General features: G+C 45.9%; 22 protein-coding genes. 12 read left to right on the top strand and 10 right to left on the bottom strand.

Going from position 1 to position 24,014, the window contains the following annotated elements; translation table 11 throughout:
• Positions 1-28 precede the first annotated feature (28 nt).
• Positions 29-688 carry a riboflavin synthase gene (locus BLP85_RS06015; protein ID WP_092819215.1) on the top strand — a complete coding sequence of 220 codons (660 nt, stop codon included), beginning with the start codon at positions 29-31 and terminating at the stop codon, positions 686-688.
• 111 nt (positions 689-799) lie between these two features.
• Positions 800-1,345 carry a VTT domain-containing protein gene (locus BLP85_RS06010; protein ID WP_092819214.1) on the top strand — a complete coding sequence of 182 codons (546 nt, stop codon included), beginning with the start codon at positions 800-802 and terminating at the stop codon, positions 1,343-1,345.
• Positions 1,346-1,467: 122 nt separating this feature from the next.
• Here the strand turns inward: BLP85_RS06010 and blhA are convergent, their stop codons facing one another.
• Genes blhA through BLP85_RS05995 form a run of 3 tightly spaced genes read right to left on the bottom strand, consistent with a single transcriptional unit; the run spans position 1,468 to position 3,977 of the window.
• Positions 1,468-2,103, bottom strand: a complete 636-nt coding sequence (gene blhA / locus BLP85_RS06005) for a cell division protein BlhA (RefSeq protein WP_228143253.1) — start codon at positions 2,101-2,103, stop codon at positions 1,468-1,470.
• 25 nt (positions 2,104-2,128) lie between these two features.
• The gene (locus BLP85_RS06000) at positions 2,129-2,536 is read right to left on the bottom strand and encodes a DNA polymerase III subunit chi (RefSeq protein ID WP_092819212.1); all 408 of its coding nucleotides are present in this window, start codon (positions 2,534-2,536) and stop codon (positions 2,129-2,131) included.
• Complete coding sequence (locus BLP85_RS05995) at positions 2,529-3,977, bottom strand: leucyl aminopeptidase (protein ID WP_092819211.1); 1,449 nt, start codon at positions 3,975-3,977, stop codon at positions 2,529-2,531. The genes BLP85_RS06000 and BLP85_RS05995 overlap by 8 nt, the downstream gene beginning before the upstream one ends.
• Before the next feature lie 159 nt (positions 3,978-4,136).
• On the opposite strand from BLP85_RS05995, the gene lptF reads away from it, so the two are divergent.
• From lptF to BLP85_RS05975, 4 genes are all read left to right on the top strand, one after another.
• A complete protein-coding gene (gene lptF / locus BLP85_RS05990; RefSeq protein WP_092819210.1) occupies positions 4,137-5,237 on the top strand; it encodes an LPS export ABC transporter permease LptF in 1,101 nt (366 codons plus the stop codon).
• A 1-nt stretch (position 5,238) separates the two neighbouring features.
• On the top strand, positions 5,239-6,309 hold the full coding sequence (lptG, locus tag BLP85_RS05985; RefSeq protein WP_092819209.1) for an LPS export ABC transporter permease LptG: 1,071 nt from the start codon (positions 5,239-5,241) through the stop codon (positions 6,307-6,309).
• Positions 6,310-6,430: 121 nt separating this feature from the next.
• Positions 6,431-7,978, top strand: a complete 1,548-nt coding sequence (gpmI, locus tag BLP85_RS05980) for a 2,3-bisphosphoglycerate-independent phosphoglycerate mutase (protein ID WP_092819208.1) — start codon at positions 6,431-6,433, stop codon at positions 7,976-7,978.
• A 26-nt stretch (positions 7,979-8,004) separates the two neighbouring features.
• Entirely contained in the window at positions 8,005-9,186 is a 1,182-nt protein-coding gene (locus tag BLP85_RS05975) for a S41 family peptidase (protein WP_092819207.1), read from the top strand.
• A gap of 24 nt (positions 9,187-9,210) precedes the next feature.
• On the opposite strand, the gene BLP85_RS05970 is transcribed toward BLP85_RS05975, so the two are convergent.
• Genes BLP85_RS05970 through gacA form a run of 3 tightly spaced genes read right to left on the bottom strand, consistent with a single transcriptional unit; the run spans position 9,211 to position 12,871 of the window.
• On the bottom strand, positions 9,211-10,623 hold the full coding sequence (locus BLP85_RS05970; RefSeq protein WP_165493266.1) for a sigma-54-dependent transcriptional regulator: 1,413 nt from the start codon (positions 10,621-10,623) through the stop codon (positions 9,211-9,213).
• A 19-nt stretch (positions 10,624-10,642) separates the two neighbouring features.
• Positions 10,643-12,208: a sensor histidine kinase gene (locus tag BLP85_RS05965; protein ID WP_092819205.1), complete on the bottom strand. Its 1,566-nt coding sequence runs from the start codon at positions 12,206-12,208 to the stop codon at positions 10,643-10,645.
• 27 nt (positions 12,209-12,235) lie between these two features.
• Complete coding sequence (gene gacA, locus BLP85_RS05960; RefSeq protein ID WP_092819249.1) at positions 12,236-12,871, bottom strand: response regulator transcription factor GacA; 636 nt, start codon at positions 12,869-12,871, stop codon at positions 12,236-12,238.
• 220 nt (positions 12,872-13,091) lie between these two features.
• Between gacA and BLP85_RS05955 the strand changes: the two genes are divergently transcribed.
• The gene (locus BLP85_RS05955; RefSeq protein WP_131272983.1) at positions 13,092-14,138 is read left to right on the top strand and encodes a serine hydrolase; all 1,047 of its coding nucleotides are present in this window, start codon (positions 13,092-13,094) and stop codon (positions 14,136-14,138) included.
• A gap of 101 nt (positions 14,139-14,239) precedes the next feature.
• Here BLP85_RS05955 and thrC read toward each other — a convergent pair whose 3' ends face one another.
• The 4 genes from thrC to xerD all read right to left on the bottom strand — a co-directional run bounded on the left by thrC (position 14,240) and on the right by xerD (position 18,699).
• Positions 14,240-15,379, bottom strand: coding sequence for a threonine synthase (thrC, locus tag BLP85_RS05950; RefSeq protein WP_092819203.1), 1,140 nt, complete (start codon positions 15,377-15,379; stop codon positions 14,240-14,242).
• 62 nt (positions 15,380-15,441) lie between these two features.
• Positions 15,442-16,746: a homoserine dehydrogenase gene (locus BLP85_RS05945; RefSeq protein ID WP_092819202.1), complete on the bottom strand. Its 1,305-nt coding sequence runs from the start codon at positions 16,744-16,746 to the stop codon at positions 15,442-15,444.
• A gap of 124 nt (positions 16,747-16,870) precedes the next feature.
• Entirely contained in the window at positions 16,871-17,686 is an 816-nt protein-coding gene (locus BLP85_RS05940) for a DsbC family protein (protein WP_092819201.1), read from the bottom strand.
• Between the two features lie 95 nt (positions 17,687-17,781).
• Entirely contained in the window at positions 17,782-18,699 is a 918-nt protein-coding gene (xerD, locus tag BLP85_RS05935; protein WP_092819200.1) for a site-specific tyrosine recombinase XerD, read from the bottom strand.
• A 171-nt stretch (positions 18,700-18,870) separates the two neighbouring features.
• Between xerD and BLP85_RS05930 the strand changes: the two genes are divergently transcribed.
• The 5 genes from BLP85_RS05930 to ftsW all read left to right on the top strand — a co-directional run bounded on the left by BLP85_RS05930 (position 18,871) and on the right by ftsW (position 24,008).
• On the top strand, positions 18,871-19,131 hold the full coding sequence (locus BLP85_RS05930) for a FeoA family protein (RefSeq protein WP_092819248.1): 261 nt from the start codon (positions 18,871-18,873) through the stop codon (positions 19,129-19,131).
• Positions 19,128-20,984 carry a ferrous iron transporter B gene (gene feoB, locus BLP85_RS05925; protein WP_092819199.1) on the top strand — a complete coding sequence of 619 codons (1,857 nt, stop codon included), beginning with the start codon at positions 19,128-19,130 and terminating at the stop codon, positions 20,982-20,984. Before BLP85_RS05930 ends, feoB begins: the two co-directional genes overlap by 4 nt.
• Before the next feature lie 30 nt (positions 20,985-21,014).
• Entirely contained in the window at positions 21,015-21,266 is a 252-nt protein-coding gene (locus BLP85_RS05920) for a DUF6587 family protein (RefSeq protein ID WP_092819198.1), read from the top strand.
• Between the two features lie 177 nt (positions 21,267-21,443).
• Positions 21,444-22,790: a UDP-N-acetylmuramoyl-L-alanine--D-glutamate ligase gene (gene murD, locus BLP85_RS05915; protein ID WP_092819197.1), complete on the top strand. Its 1,347-nt coding sequence runs from the start codon at positions 21,444-21,446 to the stop codon at positions 22,788-22,790.
• A gap of 21 nt (positions 22,791-22,811) precedes the next feature.
• Positions 22,812-24,008, top strand: a complete 1,197-nt coding sequence (gene ftsW / locus BLP85_RS05910; protein WP_092819196.1) for a putative lipid II flippase FtsW — start codon at positions 22,812-22,814, stop codon at positions 24,006-24,008.
• Positions 24,009-24,014: the final 6 nt, after the last annotated feature.

Here is a 24,014-nt window from a genome sequence, read left to right as displayed (position 1 = left end):
AAACAGGGACAGAATTAGAGAAAAAGTTATGTTTACAGGCATTATTGAAAGTTTAGGTAAAGTGGAAAGCTTGCAAAGTGTGGGTGGCGATGTGCGTTTGCGTATTGGCACTGACCTTGACATGTCTGATGTTCATTTGGGCGATTCGATTGCCACCAACGGCATTTGCCTGACCGTAATTGAATGGGGCGAAAACTGGTATGCTGCTGACGTTTCACGTGAAAGTCTGAATCGAACCACTTTAGGTACCTGGAAAGTGGGGCAGGCGGTCAATGTGGAAAAAGCCATGTTGCCGACAACCCGTTTTGGCGGACATATCGTCAGTGGACATGTCGATGCGGTCGGTGAAATCACGCTGGTACGTGAAGATGCCCGTTCCATTTATTATGAGGTGACGGCTCCGGCGGAAATCGCCAAATATCTGGCCGAAAAGGGCTCGGTGACCGTGGATGGCATCAGTCTGACCATTAACCATCTGCGCGGCAATATCATCAGCCTGAACCTGATTCCACATACGGCAGAACGAACCAATATTGGCACCTGGAAAACCGGAGCGAAAGTGAATCTGGAAGTCGATGTGTTAGCGCGTTATATCGAGCGTTTAATGCTGGGTGACAAGGCTGCAGACACCACAGAACAGTCAAAAATAAGCATGGCTTTTCTGGCAGAAAATGGCTTCTTGAAGTAAAACATCCTAAAATAGAAAACAGTCTGACTGAAAAGTCAGGCTGTTTTTTTATTTTTAGTTTTTATTTTTAATAAGTTATGAAAATAATGTGGTTAAAGTGAGTAGGTGAAGATGCTTGATTTTCTAATGCATATAGAACAATGGTTACCTACTTTGCTAGATCAGTATGGTCTATGGATCTATGCCATTTTATTTCTGATTATCTTTGCCGAAACCGGTTCGGTATTTATGTTCTTCTTGCCGGGAGACAGCCTGTTGATTGCGATAGGGGCTCTCTGCTCAACCACAGATGTGATCCATTTAAACACCATGGGATTGTTGCTGTTTAGTGCTGCGGTACTGGGATATATCGTCAATTATTATACCGGGCAAATCTTGGGGTTTAAGTTTTTCCATGAACATTCACGCTACTTAAAACCGGCCTATATCGTAAAAACCAACCATTATTTTACCAAGCATGGCGGTAAAACCATTCTGGTGGCCCGATTTGTGCCGTTCGTACGTTCATTTGCGCCCTTTGCTGCAGGGGCAGGGCATATGAATCTCTTGAGTTTTATGCTGTATAACGTGGCCGGCGGTTTCATCTGGATTGCCGTGTTATTGGGAATAGGTTATGGCGCAGGGAATATGTTAGGTCTTGCCGTGGACTTGTTTTAATTTTGAATGCTTTGGATTTCAGCCTCATTCCATATGCTGAAGTTAAAAAAGCCCACCGAAATGGACTGTTTCTGGCATGCTCATAACATTTAAAGAAGACCTGAAATACCGAGGATGAAACCTCAAGATGCAGGTTTTTCCGAAGATAAATTCGAATTCTTTAAAATATATTCAATTTCTTCCTGACTGGCTTGATGCAGCTTGGCACGAAACACGGTCACCGCTTGCTCAATCAGCGTTTCCGCTTCCAGTTCCAGACGTAAACGCAGGCTTTCCAGCTCCGATAATATTTCATGGTCAGCCATCGGGAACATGCCCTTGGCAAAATTCAGGGCCGGGCCGGCAGGGTTCTTGTGGTAACGTGCAGTATAGGTTTGCGTTTCGTGCTCTATATTTTGACGAATCAAAGCCAGGGTATGGGTTTGTTCGGCAAATTGTCTTTCTTCATCTAACTGTAATGCCCGTGCATAAGCAGCCTGCTCGGCGCGCTTATTTTTCAGTGACTGTTCCAGGGCACGTTGCTTGCGCAAGCGCGCTTCTTCAATCAGCTGGGCCTTACGTTCGACATAGGCACGTTCAATTTTTTCATAAGACTGCTGCTGGGCTTCTTTATCTTTTTCCAGCCACTTATGAATATTGGTTTCAGGTTTGAGGACATTGCAGACGCGGTGTAGGTCATCAATAAATGCCTGACGAACAGCCTCAGGTACATTTAACCAGCGCTGTTTAAAATCTTGACCGACATTTAATGCCACCACATCTCTCCTTATTTCAATTGATCGGCTAAAGCTTGAACGTTCGCGGCTCAATACCTAAGCGTCGATATTGTTTAAATTTTTCACGACCCAGTTGTTTTGCCGATTCATTATTTTCGATAATTTCTATAATGTGACTAAATTTATCAATCTGTTCAAGGGCTTGATTGTTAAAATTAAACACAATACAGTCAGATTGTTGCGGCAGCCGGGATGAAATGCAAATAGTGGCCTGTTCCTGGTCAATGCCATGCGGAATGAAACTGCCGGGATCAAAAGTCCACAACTGTTCATCGAGCTGCTGCTGCAAGTCGGTATTGTCGCAATACAACCAGATCTGTGCCGGCTGTTTCAGAATCTTGCGGCACAAACGGCAAGTGCTTTGCACTTGCCGTTCATTGCTTTTTTCAAACAGGTAAAAGCTGACTTTAGCCATTCGACTGCGCACGGTTTGCCAGGAATTGAACCAATAGCGGTACAGGACGGCCAGTTGCACCTTTGGCTGTACCTGAGTTCCATGCCGTACCGGCAACGTCTAAATGTGCCCAGCGGTATTCACGGGTAAAACGTTGCAAGAAACATGCAGCCGTCACAGAACCGGCTTTCGGTCCACCGATATTGGCAATATCGGCAAATGGCGAATCCAGCTGCTCCTGATAATCCTCAATCACCGGCATGCGCCATACCCGGTCAAATGAAGCCTGGCCTGCAGCGCTAATTTCTGCAGCCAATTCATCATCTGGCGTAAATAAACCCGACAACACTGAACCCAGGGCCACCACACAGGCACCGGTCAAGGTGGCAATATCAATCACCAGCGCCGGATTAAAGCGTTGGATGTAAGTTAAGGTATCACATAGCACCAAACGGCCTTCCGCATCGGTATTTAAAATTTCGATCGTTTGTCCGCTCATGCTGGTCACGATATCACCCGGACGGGTCGCATGACCTGAAGGCATGTTTTCCGCAGCGGCAATGGCACCGACTACATGAATCGGCAGTTTTGCCTCACATAATGCACGCATGGTGCCAAGAACGGATGCTGCGCCGCACATGTCGAATTTCATTTCATCCATGCCCAGACCCGGTTTCAGTGAAATACCGCCGGTATCAAAGGTTACGCCTTTACCGACCAGTACCACAGGTGCCTGTTCGGTATGGGCTTTATATTCCAGGGTAATGACACGGCCCGGACGGTCTGAACCTTTGCTCACGGCCAGAAAGGCATTCATGCCCAAGTCAGCCATTTGCTGTTCATTAATCACGGTCACTTTCAGCAAGTCCGGATATTGTGCTGCCAAGGCTTGAGCCTGTTCAGCCAGATATTCAGGAAAACAGATATTGCCTGGACGGTTGCCTAAATCGCGGGCCAAATTTTGACCGGATTGTACCGCATGAATCAAAGATAACTGTTGCAGGTTTAAGGTGCTGTTGTCGGCAATCAGATGAATTTCTTCAAGCACAAATTCATTTTTCTTTGATTTGTATTCATCAAATGCGTAACTGGCCTGAGTCAGCGCCAGTGCAAACAAATAATGCTGTTCAGGGGCTAGGGCAGAAATATCAATGCTGATCTGTTTGAATTTTTTTTGTGACGCTTTGATAATGGTTTGTGCGATTTTTGCTAATTTAGCCGGCTGAATTTCAGCGGCTTTATCCAAGCCAATCAGCGTGGTATTGGTACAGGCCGCCACTTTCCCAATCAGGGCTAAAGATTCGCTTAGGCTCGCCTTGAATTGTGCTGCTTCGACTAAACTATTTAAATCATTGATTTGATAAGTGGTAGAAGCCTTTTGAAGCTGCTCGGAATCTACTAATATCAATAAACATGGGCTAGATGCATTCTCTTGGAATGACGTATTAATTGTCAGTTTCATGTGCTGTATTCATGCCTTGGAAAGATTGCAAACCATTAAACCATTGAAACATTTCTATGAATAGAGTTTCAATGCGCAACAACAGTATAGGTTTTATATTTTCACCATTCGGGTAAACTAGCGCTAGTTTTTATTTGCCCTTTTTCTGGAAGAATTAATTTGATTATTCGGCGTTATCTGGTCAAGCAAGTGCTGTCTACATCCTTGGTGGTAATTGCCTTATTGACCTTAATTATGATGGGTGGTCGACTGATCAAGTACTTTGGTGTTGCGGCACAAGGCCGTCTGGATGCCAGTATTTTGTTTAGTATTATTGGTTATCGGCTACCGGAATTTTTAACCTTAATTCTTCCACTAGGTTTCTTTATCGGTTTGATGCTGGTATTTGGCCGATTGTATGTCGATCATGAGATGGCGGTCATGAATGGCAGTGGCATCAGCCGTAACCAGTTGGGACGTTTGCTGATTCCGTTGACGGTGGTTTTTCTTGCCGTGCAAACGGTGTTAATGGTGTGGATGTCTCCTTGGGGACTGCGTCAGTTTGAAGAGCTGACCACCAAGCAGGCAGTGAGAACCGGTTTCGATCTGGTCCGTCCCAAAGAGTTTATTTCCTCGGGTCCCTATACCATTTATGCCGGAGACCTGTCCGAAGACCGTCGAAATCTGAAAGATGTGTTTTTCTATCAGCGTGCCCAGAAACCGGGCAAACCTGACATCATGATTTTGGCCAAAGAAGCCACCCGTGTTGAAGTGGCCAATGAAACCGCCAGTATTGTCGATTTGGTAGAAGGGCGCCGTTATGAGATTTTCCCCGGCACCCCCAAGTATACCCAGGCCGAATTCCAGTCTTACCGTTTACGTCTGGAAAATGATCAAGAAGCCAAATTTGAAAGCGCCGAAGTGGAAGCCTTGCCAATTGCCAAGCTCTGGACCAACCGCAACGATCCTGTCGTTGCGAGTGAATTGGGCTGGCGGATCTTCGTACCCTTTTCCATTGTGGCTGCCTTAATGCTGGCGATTGCCCTGTGTGAAGTGAGTCCGCGTCAGGGACGTTATTTAAAACTGTTCCCGGCCTTACTGATTTTTGCCAGCCTGATTGTCGCCCTGATGGCAGTCAAAACGCGCATCAGTAAAGATGAAATGGGCATATGGGCCTATCCTCTGGTGTTGCTGGCCTATGCTGTTGCGGCAGCACTGTTTTCCCGCAAACAGAAACTGGCACCCAAAATCAAGAAACGAATTCAGCAGGTGAGGTCTTAAAATGTTAGCACGTCGAATAGTCGCCAAACATGTGACCAAAACCACGGCACTCGCCATGCTGGGGGCAACCGCGGTACTCTCTGTTTTACAGGTGCTGTTTACCTATTTGGGTGAATTGGGTTCACTGAACGAGAACTACGGAGCCTGGCAGGCATTTCTCTATGTGTTATGGGGTGCGCCGCGTTATCTTTATGAAATTTTACCTATTTCTGCCCTGATTGGTGCGGTGCTGGGTTTAGGCACCCTGGCTTCCAATAGTGAGCTGGTGGTGATGCGCTCGGTGGGAATCAGCCTGTGGCGTATTGTGGGTTGGGTCATCCGTTCGGCGCTGATTCTGGTGGTTTTATCCTTTGTCTTGAGTGAATGGGTAATTCCGTATACCAATGAACAGGCCAAAAGTGTCAAGGATCACCGTAGCGCCAGTGCATTGGGCGAGGTGAGGGGCTACTGGACCCGGGAAGGTCAGCGTTTTATTTATATTGATTATGCCAATGCACAAGGCCAGCTTCAGCATGTTCAGGTGGTCGACTTTGATGACAATTATTATCTGAAAGGTGTATTGAATGCGGAACAGGGCCAGTTCATTAAAGATGGTGACTGGAAGCTGCAGCAGGCAACCCAGATAGATATTCTGCCTCAAGGCAATGCTACTCTGGCACAGACAGCACAGCTACCGCTGGCTTTAGCCCTGCAACCGAAATATGTGCATATGGTCACCATTGACCCGGAAGATTTATCTCCAAGTCAGCTGGTGAGTTTCATGAGCTACATGCATGAATATAGCCAGGTGCCGAAAACCTATCAGCTGGCATTCTGGCAAAAAGTCGCTTCGCCTTTTGCGCTGATTGCCTTGGTACTGATTGCCTGTTCCTTTATTTTTGGTCCTTTACGCCAACAGTCGATGGGTTTCCGTCTGGTCATTGCCTTATTTATCGGTCTGGGATTCTTCTACCTGCAAGATTTTATGGGCTATGCAAGTCTGGTCTATTCACCTTCGCCGGCCTGGTTTGTGTTTGTACCGATTGTGCTGATGATGCTGGTCGGCGGTTATTTACTGCGCCGCGCACGTTAACAGACCCGACAGTGATAAAAACAATGTGCATGATCAGCTTTAGTCATGATCTGCACATAGAGTCTTGACCGAAAATTCGGTAAGATATGACGATGAAATTGTAAACAAAAGAGTGTTCATTATGACGGATGCAACTGCTGGCAAAATCCCTCACGTATTGGTAATCATGGATGGTGTGGGTCATCGCGAAGCGGTCGAAGACAATGCTTTCCTGGCAGCAAAACGACCTAATTTAACTGCTATACAACAAAAGCATCCGCATGGTTTGATTTCAGGTTCAGGTGAAGATGTCGGCCTGCCTGATGGTCAAATGGGCAACTCTGAAGTCGGTCATATGAACCTGGGTGCAGGCCGTGTGCTGTATCAGGATTTCACTCGTATTACCAAAGACATCCGTACCGGTGCTTTTTTTGAGCACGAAGTGCTGGTCGATGCCGTTGAAAAAGCCAAAGCTGCAAATGGTGCAGTACATATTATGGGCTTGCTGTCGCAAGGTGGCGTGCATTCGCATGAAGACCATATTGTGGCCATGGCTGAACTGGCACTGAAACGCAGTGCCAAAGTTTATCTGCATGCTTTTCTGGATGGTCGCGATACACCGCCTAAAAGTGCGCAGCCTTCGCTTGAAAAATTAGATGCGTTATTTGCCCAATATCCGGGCCAGGGTCGTATTGCGACCCTGATCGGCCGTTATTTTGCCATGGACCGTGACAACCGTTGGGATCGTGTAGAACAGGCCTACCGTCTGCTGACTGAAGGTGAAGCCGTACGTACCGCTGCAACAGCTGTTGAAGGTCTGGAACAGGCGTATGCAGCTGAAGAAAGTGATGAATTTGTCAAAGCGACCCGTATTGGTGATGTGGCGAAAATTCAGGATGGCGACAGTGTAGTGTTCATGAATTTCCGTGCCGACCGTGCGCGTGAAATTACTAAAGCCTTTGTAGAAAAGGACTTTGCCGGTTTTGAGCGTAAAGTGGTTCCAAGCCTGTCTAAATTTGTGATGCTGACCCGTTACCAGGCGACCATTGATGCGCCGGTTGCTTACATGCCGGAAGGGCTGAAAAACTCGATTGGCGAGTATTTATCCAGTCTGGGTAAAACCCAGCTGCGTATTGCCGAAACAGAAAAATATGCCCATGTGACCTTCTTCTTCAGTGGTGGTCGTGAAGATGAATACCCGGGTGAAAAACGCATTTTGATTCCATCTCCAAGCGTGGCGACTTATGACCTGAAACCGGAAATGAGTGCTTATGAGGTGACTGATGAACTGGTTGCTGCAATTAATTCAGGTAAATACGACCTCTTGGTGGTGAACTATGCCAATGGTGATATGGTTGGGCATACCGGTGTATTTGATGCCGCAGTGAAAGCAGTGGAAGCGGTGGATACTTGTCTGGGCCGTGTTTATGAAGCGGTGATGGCACAAAAAGGTCATATGCTGATTACTGCCGATCATGGTAATGTAGAGCAAATGCAGGACTACCAGAGCGGTCAGGTACATACCCAACATACCACTGAACTGGTTCCGTTTATCTATGCAGGCCCGACTTCTGCCACGATTGCTGAAGGGGGGGTGCTTGCAGATGTCGCACCGACATTGTTGAATCTCATGCAAATTCCTGTACCTGCAGAAATGCAAGGTCGTAATTTGATTACTTTAAAATCATAAAAATTTTCGTATAAACAGGTGGATGGATGGCTTTACAGCGCTGGAACAAGGTTGTCATTTTAACAACGTTATTCATGTGTGTGAGCCATTCCGCCCTTGCCGCGGTAAAAGGCAAGGTTCAGCCAGTTCTAGATTTTGATGATGAAGTGGAACAGAATTATGCTGAAGTTCCGGTGGAATCAATTCAGCAGTTCGTGCAGATTTACAGCATTGTCAAAGAAAATTATGTCGATGCCAAAAATGATGAAGCCTTGTTTCAACAGGCCATTAAAGGTCTGGTCAGTGGCCTGGATCGTTATTCCCGTTATTTAAGTCCAGAAGATTATAAGCAGCTGTTACAATATACCGAAGGTGATATCGCCTCTGTCGATTTTGAACTGGCTTATGACTCACAGTTGCATCAATGGGTCATTCGAAGATTAAAGGAAAATGCGGATTCAGCCAAGCAAGGTTTGCGCAATGGGGTCAGTGTTTTTAAGATTGATGATCAGGAACTGAAAAAATTCAATCATGATCAGGTGAACAGCTTGCTGAATGGTTCGATTGGCTCTACCTTAAGTTTACAGCTGGCACCAAGTAGCAAGCCGCTGATTTTAGTCCGTAATAAAAAAATAGAAACCGATATTCAGGCAACCCTGCTGCATAATCAGGTGCTGGTGATCAAAGTCAAGGTATTTCAGCAAGATACAGCCAATGAAATCAAACGCCTGATTGAAGAGCATTCTTCTTCACGCTTGAAAGCGGTATTGCTGGATTTAAGAAATAACCCGGGCGGATTGTTGTCTGCTGCGGTTGAATCGGCCGATCTTTTTTTGAATCAGGGCATCATCGTTTCGACCAAAAGCCGTTCTGAAGGCGACCAGCAGTTTCAGGCCTTACCCAGTTTTGAATTTCAGAATTTAAAGTTGGGTATTTTAATCAATAACCGTTCTGCCTCTGCTGCTGAAGTGTTTACTGCAGCGATGAAAGATCATGGGCGTGCCTGGGTGGTGGGTGATAAAAGCTATGGAAAGGGCGTAGTGCAAAAACTGTTTCCCCTTTCCAATGGTGCAGCTTTACAGATGACGGTATCGCATTACTACACCCCTAAAGGGCAAATGATTGAAGGGGTGGGGATTCAGCCCAATCAACCCTATCTGCTGCAACATGACATGAAAGAAGAAAACTATCTGGAACATGTTGCAGAGATCATTTTAAGCCATAAATAAAACCGTCTAATCCTTAAAAATAGCCTAGTCCTCGTCGGTATCTAAACCAAATTTCTTCAGACGATAACGCAAGGAACGGAAAGACATGCCCAGTTTCTTGGCCGCCAGGGTCCTGTTCCAATGGGTTAAATTCAGTGCATTGAGTAAAATATCTTTTTCAATATTTTCCAGATAAAGCTCCAGACCTTCATCAGGCAATTTCTTGGAAGATATCAGGATGTCACTACGCAAGCTGTGCTGGTCTTCCGTTACCTCTGATGCTGCCGCAGTAGGATAGCGTAAAGGTGCGCTTTGCAAGTGTTGCAAGTCGATGATTTCATCATCGCTTAAGGTAATCGCGCGTTCAATGATATTGCGCAGTTCACGCACATTGCCGGGATAATATTGACTCAGTAAAAAGCTTTTCGCACGATCAGTCAGCTGTTTTTGAGGAATAGCCCATTCCTGAGAAATTTTCTGAATAAAGTGATGGGCCAATAAAATGATATCGTCACCGCGTTCACGCAGTGGAGGCAAGACCAGATCCATGACATGAATGCGGAAGAACAAGTCCTGTCTAAAGCGACCTTGCTGAACCAGGGCTTCCAGATCCTGATGGCTGGCACTAATCACGCGGAAATCGACATCAATTTCACAGTCTGAACCGACTGGACGAATGCGTTTTTCCTGTACGGCACGCAGCAGTTTAACCTGCATACTTAAAGGCAGTTCAGCAATTTCATCCAGAAACAAACTGCCGCCGTGGGCAGATTGAATCAGACCCTGTTTGTCCTGAGTGGCGCCGGTAAAGCTGCCTTTTTTATGCCCAAACAGTTCACTTTCCATTAATTCAGTCGGGATGGCTCCGCAGTTAATGGCAATAAAAGGGCCTTCATTGCGGTTACTGAGGCGATGCACCAGATTGGCAATGACTTCTTTTCCCGTTCCGGATTCACCGGTAATAAAGACGGGTGCCTGAGAGCGGGCAATTTTATTTAAGGTCACCCGTAACTGTTGAATCGGCAGGGATTGTCCGACCAGCAATTTTTGCTCCAGACTATCTTCCTTGATCTGTAACAGTTCTTGTGGTTTGTTGAAAGCCTTTTGCAGGAGCTGTTCCAGATGCTTCTGATTCACGGGTTTGCTAACAAAATCGAAGGCACCCGCTTTAAGTGCTGCGATGGCAATTTCCATATTGCCATATGCGGTCAGTACCGCCACGGGTATGGATGGATAATGTTGGTTAATCCATTCCACCAGTTGCAGGCCATTGCCGTCCGGTAAATTTAAATCGGTTAAACAGGCATCATAGCGGTATTCAGACAAGAATTTTTTGGCCTGTTCAAGACGATAGGCGATATGGGTTTTAATCCCGATCCGGGATAAAGACATTTGCATGAGGGTACACAAGTCTTCCTCATCATCCACCAATAAAACAAGTGGTTGTTGTTCCACAATACACCCCAGCAATTTTCATTTATAAAGCGACTCGCAGGCATTCTATTCGAAAGCATGCTCCCTGTTCTTGTTTTACATAGTTCAGTTTTGCCTGGTTGGCTTCGCAAAAACTATGTGATAAGTATAATCCTAAACCAGTTCCCGTGATTTCGGTACTAAAAAAAGGTTGAAACAAATTAGCCAAGTCCTTGGAAGCAACGCCCGCCCCAAAATCACGAACATCAATGCGCACATTGGCTTCATGTAAGTTAACATTCAATTCGATATGTGAATGTTCTGGGGAATTGTGTCGAATGGCATTGCGAATCAGGTTAATCAGCACTTGACGAAGTTGTGCCTCGTCAAAATGAACAAAAATATTACTGTGAACAGTATATTTAATTTGGGTCGCAATATCAGCCAAATCTTCCTGAATGAGTAAGGGAATAAACTGTTTCAGCTCAATGGTTGAGGGATGGGTTTCTTTATTGCGCACCATATTCAGGGTGTCTTGTATAATCCGGTCAATCCGCTGTGTCTGTTTCGAAATCATCCGGCTTAAGGTTGCCTGCTGATGCGGGTCGCTATCACTCAAAAGTTCATTGGCTTGTACAATGGCAGCTAGAGGATTGCGAATTTCATGAGCAATACTGGCGGACAGTTGCCCGAGTGCCGCAAGTTTTAATTGTTGGACACGTTGATTGAGCTTGGTGGCATCCTGCAATACCAGTAGCGTCAGGGTTTGTTGTGGCACCATAAGCTTTTGCACTTCAATATGCATATGATAATGGCTGAGCTGCGATTCAAACTGAAATTTTTCTCCGTCCTGCAATTGATCAAATTTAAGTAATTCAAATAAATCGGGCTGTGCCTTATATAAGGGATATTTGTCATAGGCATACAGTGGAGGAATGCCTAAAAGCAGACAGGCAGCAGGGTTGCTCAGCACAATATGGCAGTTTTCATCTAAAACCAGATAGCCGAGTTCGATCTGTTCCAGAATATAGCGATTCAGGTTTTGCAGTCGATTTAATTCTAGCGATTGGGAAAAATTTAAATTTTCAAGGATTTGAAAGCGTTTTACTGCAATTTGCCCACTGCCATACACCACTAAAAACAGAAAGGCCAATACTGCACTATTGCCAATATTATTCAGTGAAGAAAAATCAAAAATACTACCTATAAAAAGCTGATAAATCACGCTGATCACGGCAATCAAGGTAATAATCAAGGCCTTTTTGGCGTTGAGTAATAACGAGGCTGCGAAGATAGTAATCACAAACAGCAAACTCAATTGCAGGTTCGGGCCGTCTACCGCCAGGGTGAGCAAGCTTAAAGCAATAACATCGACAACAAATAACAGGGGGAGTTGCTGAGTAATTTTTAAACGTATGCTTTTCAGCGTGATTAACTGGATACAGCTGATTGATACGTAACCTATCAGGGCGTAAAGATAAAGCTGTGGATAGTGATAATCGGTATTTAAACGCTGATAAGTTAACAAAAAAATCAGCAGAAGACTGGTCGCAATAATGAGTCTATAAGTACTATACCAAATGCCTAAATGATATTGGTTAAACTCAAAGGTCTGGGTCGGTTGCGTCATGCAGGTCTTCTAGCAAGCCTAAGGGCATCAAGGTTTAATCAGTCCATAACGGATAGCCAGATGGGTCAATTTGACATCACTATCCAGATTCAGCTTTTCGAAGATGCGGTAACGGTAAGTGTTTACCGTTTTGACACTGACAAAAAGTTTATCGGCAATTTCCTGGGCACTAATACAATTCACCACCATCATCGCGACCTGCATTTCACGTTCCGACAAGGCATCGAAAGGAGACTGCTGGGTGTCGGACAGATAGGAACTGGCTAGTTGTTCAGCAATGTCCGCGCTGAAATATTTTCCACCCTGCATGACCTTGTTGATGGCACGAACCATTTCAGAGACTGGCGCTCCTTTGGTGATATAGCCTTTAGCCCCGGCTTTCAGTAATAATGAAGGATAGGGTTCTTCCGCCAGGCCACTGACGGCCAGTACTTTGGTTTCAGGTGCTGTTTGCAATAGCCGTCGGGTTGTTTCCACCCCGCCAATTCCCGGCATGTTGACATCAAGCAAAACGACATTAGGATGATGATGACGAACCAAGTTAATCGCTTCTTCACCAGATTCAGCCTGACCAATCACTTGAACATCCGCATGATCTTCGAGCATACGGCAAATTCCAGTACGTACCAATTCATGGTCATCTACCACTAAAACTGTGATCACCGGGTTCTCCCTCATATCCAAAAAAAGCATTTTTTTGTTACATAAAGCAAAATAAGCTTGCAATGAAATGACAAAATTAGCAATCCTATTCTATATGTTTCAATTAAATGTTATACACAATGTTGTGAGCAACTAAAAGTGTTGGTCTTTGTGTCTAAATGTAAGCATTTTTGAGGAAATATACAAACGTATATTGCCTCCTTGAGTTGAGTAAATCACCGTGAAAAATTCGAAAAAGTTTTTAATGCATGTGCTAGGCATGTCAATGCTGCTAAGCATGAGTTCAACCAGTTTTGCAGAGCTGGTGATGGACACTTCTAAAGGGACGGGACAAGCGACGTTGAACTGGTCCTCTGAAGATGTGAGTCAATTATTAAACGGTGATGCTTCGGCTGAAGAAGTCTCTCCGCAAGGTTCAACAAAAGTCACGACTTCTGTCCGTAGTTCCAATGCTGGGGTCACTCATTCTGCACCTAAAACGGTACAGGTTTTAAACAATTCCAATTATGGCAATCAGCCTTCTATAAATGCCCGTGCTGCTTTGGTAATGGATGGCCAGACAGGCGAGGTTTTATACAGTAAAAACAGTAATACTGCCTTTCCGATTGCTTCCCTGACCAAGCTCATGACTGCTGTTGTGATTGCAGATGCCCGTTTAAACATGTCCGAGAAAATTACTTTACAACAGACGGACTTTTCTTGTTCAGGTTGCAAGAGTTCAAGCTCGACGCTGCGTGCTGGTGACAGCATGAATCGAGCCGAGGCGCTGTTATTTGCATTGATGAAGTCTGAGAATCCTGCTGCTTCTGCATTGGCACGCACTTTCCCGGGTGGCCGTGCAGCTTTTATTTCTGCAATGAATGCCAAAGCTAAAGCCTTAGGTATGCATTCCACTCATTATCTAGAGTCAACTGGTTTACATCCAGGTAATGTATCTTCAGCGCGTGACCTCGGTATTCTGGTCAATACGGCATCGCAATACGGTCTAATTCGTCAGTTCTCGACCACTCCAAGCTATGACTTTAACCTCGGTTACCGGGTATTGAAATCGAATAATACCAATGCCTTAGTGCGTAATGGTGGCTGGAATATCAATATTTCAAAAACCGGTTATATCAATGAAGCAGGACGTTGTGTCGCAATGCATACCACTTTAAATAACCGTCCAGCGGTGGTTGTACTTCTTGGAGCAGATTCTTCTGCGGCACGTACCAATGATGCAACCCGTTTAATGACCTGGGTCAGCCAGTTACCCAAGCGTATTTAAAGCTGAATTTGGGGAAGTTTTCAAATCTACTCAACGTTTGAATGCTTCTAAATAAAAAAACCCTGCAATTGCAGGGTTTTTTTATTCTGTCTAAATATGCATTACATATTAGAAAGAATAGAGTCTTTAACTTGATCCATGGTGGCATCGATAGACAGCATTACAGCATCTTGGCACTGTTTGATGGCAGTGTCAGGGTCTTTCAAACCATTACCGGTTACTGTACATACAATGACAGAACCTTCAGCAATTTTACCTGCTTTAATGTCACGAATCGCACCACCGATAGACGCTGCAGAAGCAGGTTCTACGAATACACCTTCGTACATCGAAAGTATGCGCTGCGCTTCCAGAATTTCAGCATCTTGAAGTTCATCGAACCAGCCATTTGAATCACGTACCACTGCTTTGGCATGGTTCCAGCTTTGCGGGTTACCAATACGAATAGCAGTTGCCACTGTTTCAGGGTTTTCAACCGGTGCACCACGCAGGAACGGCGCAGCGCCAGATGCCTGGTAACCGACCATGGTTGGCAAGCCTTCAGGTTTAGGGCCGGTGAACTGATCAGTTTCAGCATCATAAACCACTTGCTCAAACTGCTCTTTAGGCTGGTTGGCAACCGCTTCGGTATAACCCATCCAGTGTGCAGTGATGTTACCTGCGTTACCCACAGGCAAGCAGTGATAATCAGGCGCACGGCCTAACTCATCCACGATTTCATAAGCAATGGTTTTTTGACCTTGCAAACGGTAAGGGTTGATGGAGTTCACGATGGTCACAGGCGCTTGGTCAGCAACTTCTTTAACCAGACGCATACCGTCATCGAAGTTACCGCGGATTTGCATGGTGACTGCACCGTACATCATCGCTTGTGCCATTTTACCCATGGCAATTTTGCCTTCAGGAATAAGTACGAACGCCTTGATGCCTGCACGTGCAGCATAAGCAGCTGCAGCCGCAGAAGTGTTACCCGTAGACGCGCAGATAATGGCTTTAGAGCCTTCTTCAACCGCTTTCGTTACCGCCATGGTCATACCACGGTCTTTAAATGAACCAGTCGGGTTTAAGCCCTCGTACTTCACATAAATTTCAACATTTTTGCCAATAATGCGAGGAATATTCTCAAGCTTGATCAGTGGCGTGTTGCCTTCGCCTAAAGAGATTGCGCGAGTTGTTGCAGACACTGGTAAACGGTCGCGATAGCGGTCAACTAAACCAGTATAACGATTGGCATTAGACATGATGATGTTCCAATTGTGTGTAGAGCTTGGCGAGAGGAGTTGAAATACTCCCCTCGACCCGATTAATTATCAAGCGATTCTAAACGAATTCGTACAATTTCGCCATGAATGACGGGCAATGCTTGAATTTGCTGAAGGGCTTCATCCATTTTTGATTCCTTGACTGGATCAGTCAGAATCACGATAGGAATAAGGTCTTTTAAGCGCGGCTGCTGCATGATCGCGTCAATGCTAATGCCGGCACGGCTTAAAATGGTGGTGACATCGGCCAGAACGCCGGTTTGATCTTCGGCATTAATGCGGATGTAATAGCCCGTGGTCATTTCTTCACGTGGCAGAATGGGTAAATCGGTCAGGGCTTCAAACGCAAGCTGTGGAATGGTGCCGGCACCATCTTCTGTATAGATGATGTCACGGACAATATCGACCACATCAGCGACCACAGCAGAAGCTGTTGGTCCTGCACCTGCACCCGCACCGTAATACAGTGTTGGGCCGACTGCATTGGCTTGAACCAGCACAGCATTTTTCACGCCATTAACATTAGCAATCAATTGGTCTTCCGGAATCAGGGTCGGGTGGACACGTAATTCAATCCCGGTATCGGTGCGTCTTGCAATACCCAAATGTTTGATACGGAAGCCCAAGTCTTCTGCATATTTTACATCTTGAGCAGTCACTTTGCTGATGCCTTCAGTGAAGACCTTGTCGAACTGTAGCGGAATACCAAAAGCACATGAAGCCAGAATGGTCAGTTTATGTGCGGCATCAATGCCTTCCACGTCAAAGGTTGGATCGGCTTCAGCATAACCCAGTTCCTGTGCTTCTTTCAGCACGTCTGCAAAAGCACGACCTTTTTCACGCATTTCACTTAAAATGAAGTTGCCTGTACCATTAATAATGCCAGCCAGCCAGTCAATCTTGTTGGCCGCCAAGCCTTCACGAATCACTTTAATAATTGGAATACCGCCGGCAACGGCTGCTTCATAGGCAATTTGCACGGCATGGTCTTCAGCTGCTTTAAACAGCTCATTGCCATGTTCAGCAAGCAGGGCCTTGTTGGCCGTCACAATGTGCTTGCCGTGTTTCATCGCTTCCATGATGACTTCATAAGCAGGGTGAATGCCGCCCATGACTTCTACCACAACATCGACATCCGGTTGACGAACGATATCGAGCAGATCAGCACTTTGCTTCGCTGAAGCAGGCAAATCCAGATCAGGACGAGGGCGACGAGTACCGACATGGGTAATCTCAATTTCACGACCGGTGCGACGTTTAATCTCAGCAGCATTTTCTTTTAGTAGTTTAAGGGCACCACCACCCACAGTACCTAGACCGAGGATTGCCAGACGAACTGGTTTCACGTCACACTCCAAATATGTATTCAACTTTAAGCGAATCTAGATCATAGCTAAAAAAACGGCCAGACTCTAGGGTAGAAATCACTTTATCTCTACCTATTAAATTTAGTAAACGAACTTATAAAAATTAGTTATTTAAACGCTCTACCAATTCTTCAGGCGATAGATATCCACCCAGATAAACACCCTCGCTATTATAAATCGCAGGAGTGCCATTGACGCCCATATTCAGCCCCAGCTGATATTGATCTCTGACCGGATTCTTACAGGTCGCTGGAGCAAGCGGTGTACCGGCAATGGCCTGGTCAAAAGCCGCCTGACGGTCTTCACTACACCACACGCTTTCCATGGCTGGCATGAACTGCTCACCACGTGGCCAGGCGATATAGCGTACTTCGATGCCCTTGGCATTAATTTCGCTCATATGCTCATGCAGTTTATGGCAATACGGACAGCTGACATCGGTAAACACATACACGACATGTTTGGTTTTACCTTGCGCTTTATAAATCAGCAAGTCTTCGGCTTTTAAGTTGGCCAGCAGCTTTTTATTGGCTTCGGATTGCAGGCTTTCACTGACATTGTGAATTTTACTGTCGCCTAGACGCAGCACGTCACCCTGAATAATGTATTTGCCATCGGCAGTGGCATAGACAGAGGACATGCCTTCCAGGTTGACCCAATACAGATTGGGAACCTCGGTCGCCTTAATGTTTAAAATTTTGGCATTGATATTGGCTTTCTTGAAGTGCTGCTGCAGCGTATTGATCAGCCTCTGCTGCGCATTGCGTTCTGAAAGGTTGGATGCTTCCCCGGTTGCAGGTGCACTAGCGGTTAAAGTACTTTGTTTTTTTTCATCATTATTCGAATTGGAGCAGGCCGTTAATCCCAAGCCTGCAGCAAGTGTACATGCGAGAAAAATTTTTGAACGGGTAAATAACATAAACAACCCTTTCTTGTAGGTATAAAAAACAGGTGAGTAAGCATAACAAAAAAAAATGCCTGCGATAAAATTTCTTGGTCTGATATTTGCTGCCGTTAAGCGCGTGGGTGATAAGTGGCATGTAACTGTTGCATGCGAACCTGAGCCACGTGGGTATAAATTTGCGTGGTGGACAGATCACTATGCCCAAGCAGCATCTGGACCACACGCAAGTCGGCACCATGATTGAGCAAATGGGTGGCAAAAGCATGACGCAAGGTATGCGGCGAAAGTTCGGCCTGAATTCCGGCTTGCAGTGCATAGCGCTTAATGGCGTACCAGAAATTTTGCCGGCTCATGATGCCGCCATGCTGGGTTAAAAACACATAGTCGGTGGCGGACTTATAAAGGCTGGCACGTGCTTCATGCAGATACTTTTCAATCCATTCGCAAGCGACCTGTCCCAAAGGCACCAGACGTTCCTTATTGCCTTTGCCTACAATACGCAAATAACCCTGTTTTAAATTAATCAGTTCCAGTCTTAAATTCAGTAATTCAGATACCCGCAGCCCGCAGGCATACAGCACTTCAAACATCGCCCGGTCACGTAAGCCCAGTGCCGTATTAATGTCGGGTGCGTTAATCAGGGCTTCAACATCGGCTTCAGATAAATCTTTAGGCAAGGCCCGACCAATTTTAGGGGTTTTATGGGTCGTGACCGGATTATCGCTACGTAATTTCTGTTCACGCAAAAATTTATAAAAGGAGCGCAGTGCAGACAGCGAGCGGGCAATCGAGCGCGGGCTTTTGCCCTGTTTGGTCAGGCTCAGTAACACATCGGCGATGTCATCACTGTTCCAGTCCTGCATCGAGATTACCTTGCATTCACTACATTGAATTAAATCAGACAGATAAGCATTGCGAGTATGCGGACTGACAGTTTGGGCAATTAAGTAATCCCGAAAGCCCTGTAAAAAACTTAAATGTTCCGGAATGTTGACGGGTGCAGGAATACGCGGCTTTTTATTGAGCATGTCACTTCTACATTGAATGAAAAATCCAAGTTTTTCTTGGCCTGCATCAATGTAGACCAATTTTTTTGCAATGTCGAACACGGCACACAAGATGAGAATTGGAATAAACCTTACTTGGTAATTATTCTCATTTGTTTGTATACTGTAGCAAATATTTTAGGATTAGATGCGGTGCGATTATCTGATTTGAAAGTGAAACAAACGGCCATCATTCGCAAAGTGAATCGTACTTTGGATGATGATACAGCTCAGACTGATCTAGTGGCGAGTCGTTTAGAAACTTTAGGTTTTGTACCGGGAACAAAAGTTCAGGTCATTACCAAAGGTATTTTTGGGGGTGATCCTATCCTGATTCAGGTGGGATTTACCCGTTTCGCACTGCGCAAAGTTGAAGCTGAAAAGATTGAAATTGAAGAGGGGATCACTGCATGAGTGATGCGCTACGTATTGCCCTTGTAGGTAACCCTAACTGTGGTAAAACATCATTATTCAACCATTTAACCGGAACAAGACAAAAAGTAGCCAACTATGCCGGGGTCACGGTTGAACGTAAAGTGGGTCAGTTTACTTTACCTTCAGCGCGAGCTGTACGCGTGCTGGATTTGCCGGGAACTTATAGTCTGGATGCAACCAGTCCGGATGAAGCGATTACCCGCGATGTGGTACAAGGCAAAATTGCAGAAGAAGGCCAGCAAGATGCATTCCTGTGTGTGGTCGATGCGACTAACCTGAAACTGCATCTGGGTCTGGTTCTGGAAATGATTGAGCTGGGCCGTCCGATTTTACTGGTATTGAACATGATGGACGAAGCGCGCCGTCGTGGTATGCAAATTAATACCCAGAAATTGTCAGAGCGTCTTGGCATTCCAGTCGTGGAAACCGTGGCCGTCCGTAATGCAGGCATTGAAAACCTGATGAATGCGCTGGATCAAGGTAAATATTCAACGCCACATACCGAACTCAGCGGTTTAAGCGGCAGCAGCCATCATAAGATTGAAACCATTTTGCATGATGTAGTGCATTCGGTAGAGCAGGAAGATAAACGTTCAGATTTCCTCGATAAAATATTTTTGCATCCTGTTTTAGGTCTGGTCAGTCTGGCCTTGATGATGTTTGTTGTGTTCCAGGCGGTATTTGCCTGGGCAGCCCCCTTTATGGATGGTATTGAAGCAGCCTTCGGATGGTTGGGAGAGACCGTGGGTGAGTATATAGCTCATCCATTGCTAAATAGTCTGGTGGTGGATGGAATCATTGCCGGTGCCGGTGGTGTTGTGGTGTTTCTGCCGCAGATTTTAATCCTGTTCTTTTTCATTTTGGTGCTGGAAGAATCGGGTTACCTGCCACGTGCAGCATTTTTGCTGGATAAGCTGATGTTTAAAGCCGGTCTGTCAGGTCGTGCTTTTATTCCATTACTGTCCAGCTTTGCCTGCGCGGTGCCGGGCATTATGGCCACCCGCAGCATCAGTGATCCGCGTGACCGTTTAACCACGATTTTTGTGGCACCGCTGATGACCTGTTCGGCCCGTTTGCCGGTGTATGCCTTGCTGATTGCGGCTTTTATCCCTGAAAAAATGGTCTGGGGCATATTCAATTTACAAGGTTTGGTGCTGTTTGGCCTATATATGGCCGGGATTGTCAGTGCCTTGGTTGTGGCAACCGTGCTGAAATTTTTCCAGAAAGACAAATCACAGCATATGTTGTTAATGGAATTGCCAAGCTACCGTTTCCCCGATATCAGAAGCGTCTGGATTGGCTTGCTGGATCGCGCCAAGATCTTCCTGAAACGTGTCGGTGGCATCATCTTTGCCCTGTCTATTTTACTGTGGTTTCTGTGTACCTTCCCGCAAGCTCCGGAAGGTGCGACTGCCCCGGCAATTGACTATTCCTTTGCAGGGATGCTGGGACATTTGATGCAGCCAATTTTTGCCCCACTGGGCTTTAACTGGCAAATCTGCATTGCTTTAATTCCGGCGATGGCGGCTCGTGAAGTGGTGGTGGCTGCACTGGGTACCGTATATGCACTTTCTGCGGTAGATGAGGATGCCATGTCACAGGGTCTGGCCTCTATTATTGGTAGTACAGGTGAACTGGGCTGGTCATTGGCGACCGGTTTGTCCCTGCTGGTCTGGTTTATCTATGCGCCGCATTGTTTGGCGACGCTGGCCACGGTACGCCGTGAAACAGGGTCGTGGAAAACCATGTCTTTTATGACTCTTTACCTGTTTGGTCTGGCATATCTGATGTCATTCCTGACCTATCAAATTGCTTCACATTACTTTGGATAAGCTTATTTAAGGCTGTGAAAGGAGACTGAAATGATTGAAATTCTGATAGTGGCTGCTTTGGTCCTTTGGAGTGCTGTCGTGGTGTTCAAGAAAGTTTTTTCCCGAACATCAAACTCGGTCTTCACGGCACTGTCCCAGTACTGTGCAAAGCAAGGCTGGACAGCGTTGGCGAAGTGGTTAAAGCCGGCGATGGTTTCAGGTTGCGGAGGGAGCTGTGGCTGTGCTGCAAATGAAGAACAGGTTCCGAAAAAACCTGAAGTCCAGGCAGTAAAATGGAAATAACTTTCAAGTTATATTTCCCTGTTCAATAAGAATTTTGCAAAACCGTCATTTTTATGACGGTTTTTTTACGCGCTGACACAAAAAAGCCGAGATAAAGTCAAAACAGAAAAAGCATTCAAAACAGCAAAGTGCTAACATTTTGTCAGTTTTAAAAACAGACCATAAAATGGGGCAAAAATGTTAATACAGCGTGGTGGATTAAAAGTTGTTGCAGGACTCGGAATTTCAGGTGTTGCTGCAGTCAATTTCTTACATGAACATAGCTACCGCGTTGCAGTAACAGATTCTCGAAAGACACCTCCCGGGCATGAGCAGATTCCTGCCGATGTTCAGACCAGTTTTGGTCAGCTTGATCAAGAGCTCTTATTGCAAGCAGAAGAAATTGTGATCAGTCCGGGGCTTGATCCAAAGATTCCGGAAATTCAGGCGGCGATTGCCCAAGGTATTCCGGTGGTCAGTGAAATTCAGATTTTGCGACGTGCCACCGATAAACCGATTGTGGCGATTACCGGTTCAAATGCCAAAAGTACCGTAACGACCCTGATTGGCCTAATGGCCAAAGATGCCGGCAAGAAAGTGGCGGTAGGCGGTAATTTAGGTCGTCCGGCACTGGATTTAACCAAAGATGATCCTGAACTGTATATTCTGGAATTGTCCAGCTTCCAGTTGGAAACCACCTCGAATTTGAATGCGGAAGTGGCCGTGGTACTCAACATGAGTGAAGATCATCTTGATCGTCATGGCGATATGTTTGGTTATCACACTGCAAAACATCGTATTTTCCAAGGCGTGAAAAAAGTCGTGTTTAACCGTGATGATTCACTTACTCGTCCGCTGGTTCCCGATACGACACCCATGCAGAGCTTTGGCCTAAATGCACCGGATTTAAATCAATACGGCATATTGAAAGAAGATAATGGCACGATGTGGTTGGCACGTGGCCGTGAGCGCCTGTTGAAAAGTGCAGACATGTACATTCAAGGGACGCATAACGTAGCCAATGCCTTGGCATGTCTGGCTTTGGGTGAAGCGATTGGTTTACCGCTGGACAGCATGCTGGAAACGCTGAAAACCTTTAAAGGTTTGGAACACCGCTGTGAATTTGTCAAAGAAGTACATGGCGTTCGTTATTATAATGACTCCAAAGGGACCAATATTGGCGCAACACTGGCGGCCATTGATGGTTTGGGTGCAGCGATTGAGCCGAAACAGGGTAAAGTCGCGATCATTCTGGGTGGGCAGGGTAAAGGTCAGGATTTCACTGCATTACGCGAGTCTTTAAGCAAATATGCCAAAGTCGCGGTTTTAATTGGTGAAGATCGTCCGATTATTGAAGCAGCCATTCAAGGCACCACGACATTACTTCATGCCGAATCTTTAAAAGAAGCGGTGGAATTATGCCAACAACATACCCAAGCCAATGATGTGGTGTTATTGTCACCTGCATGTGCAAGTTTTGATATGTTTAAGGGTTATAGTGAACGTGGACACCAGTTTGTTGAATGTGTGAACACACTTGCTTAGAAGAACGATAAGGAAAGTTGTATGGCTGGGTTAGCTCAGACGACCATAAATAAAATTAATCAGGTCTACAATGAGTGGGGATCGAAAATTCCTGCGGAAGTAACGCCACGTAATGTACTGATTTTCTGTGTAATTGCCTTGCTGTGTATTGGCTCCATCATGGTGGCATCGGCATCGATGCCCTATGCCGACCGCTTACATGAAAATCCATTTCATTTTGTAATTCGACACGGCATTTCCATTTTTGCGGCAGGCGTAGCTGCATTTCTGGCTTATAAAGTGTCGCTGAATGTCTGGTTTAATAATACCTTCCCGCTGTGGATCATGACCATTCTGCTGCTGGCAGTGGTCTTGGTTGCCGGTACCGAGGTCAACGGCTCCACCCGATGGATTAAGGTGGCTGGCTTTACCTTGCAGGCTTCCGAAGTGGCCAAGGTCATGATGGCCATCTTTACTGCGGATTATGTAGTACGACGGGCGAAAGAAGTGAGAAACAGCGCTTCCGGCCTGTACCGACTGGTCGGCGTGATGATCATCACGGTAGGCTTGATCCTGCTGGAGCCCGATCTGGGTGCGACTGCGGTGATCGTCCTGATGATTTTAGGTGTGTTCTTCCTGGCGGGGGCACCGCCGATCCAGTTTATTTTCTTCCTGATCGCGATTGTATGCGCTTTGGCTGCGGCGATTATTTTCGAGCCTTACCGTTTACAGCGTGCCTTGTCTTTTACCAATCCCTGGGCGGATCCCTTAGGTACTGGCTATCAGCTTTCCAATGCATTGATGGCTTTTGGCCGGGGTGAATGGACTGGGGTAGGGCTGGGTCATAGTATCCAGAAAATGTCTTATCTGCCTGAAGCGCATACGGACTTTATGCTGGCGATTCTGGGTGAGGAATTCGGCTTTTTCGGCATCAGCACCGTATTGATCCTGTCCTTCATGATGGTGGTGTGCTGTATCAAGATCGGACATCGTGCCTTGCAGTATCAATACTTGCGTGCAGGTTATCTGGCCTATGGCATCAGTATCATCTTCCTGCTGCAAATTCTGGTGAATGCCGGAATGAATATGGGCATGTTGCCGACCAAAGGTTTGACCTTGCCGTTTATCAGTTATGGCGGTTCATCGTTAATTATGTGTGCAGTGATGATCAGCCTGATTTTGAAAATTGATGCCACTACACAAAAAGCCAATCCAAGCAAAGAAGAGTCAAGCTTCTAGCGTTGA

Source organism: Acinetobacter kookii, assembly GCF_900096895.1.
GTDB lineage: Bacteria > Pseudomonadota > Gammaproteobacteria > Pseudomonadales > Moraxellaceae > Acinetobacter > Acinetobacter kookii.
Note: the sequence above shows the minus strand (reverse complement) of the source record. Positions and strands in the feature narration are given on the sequence as shown.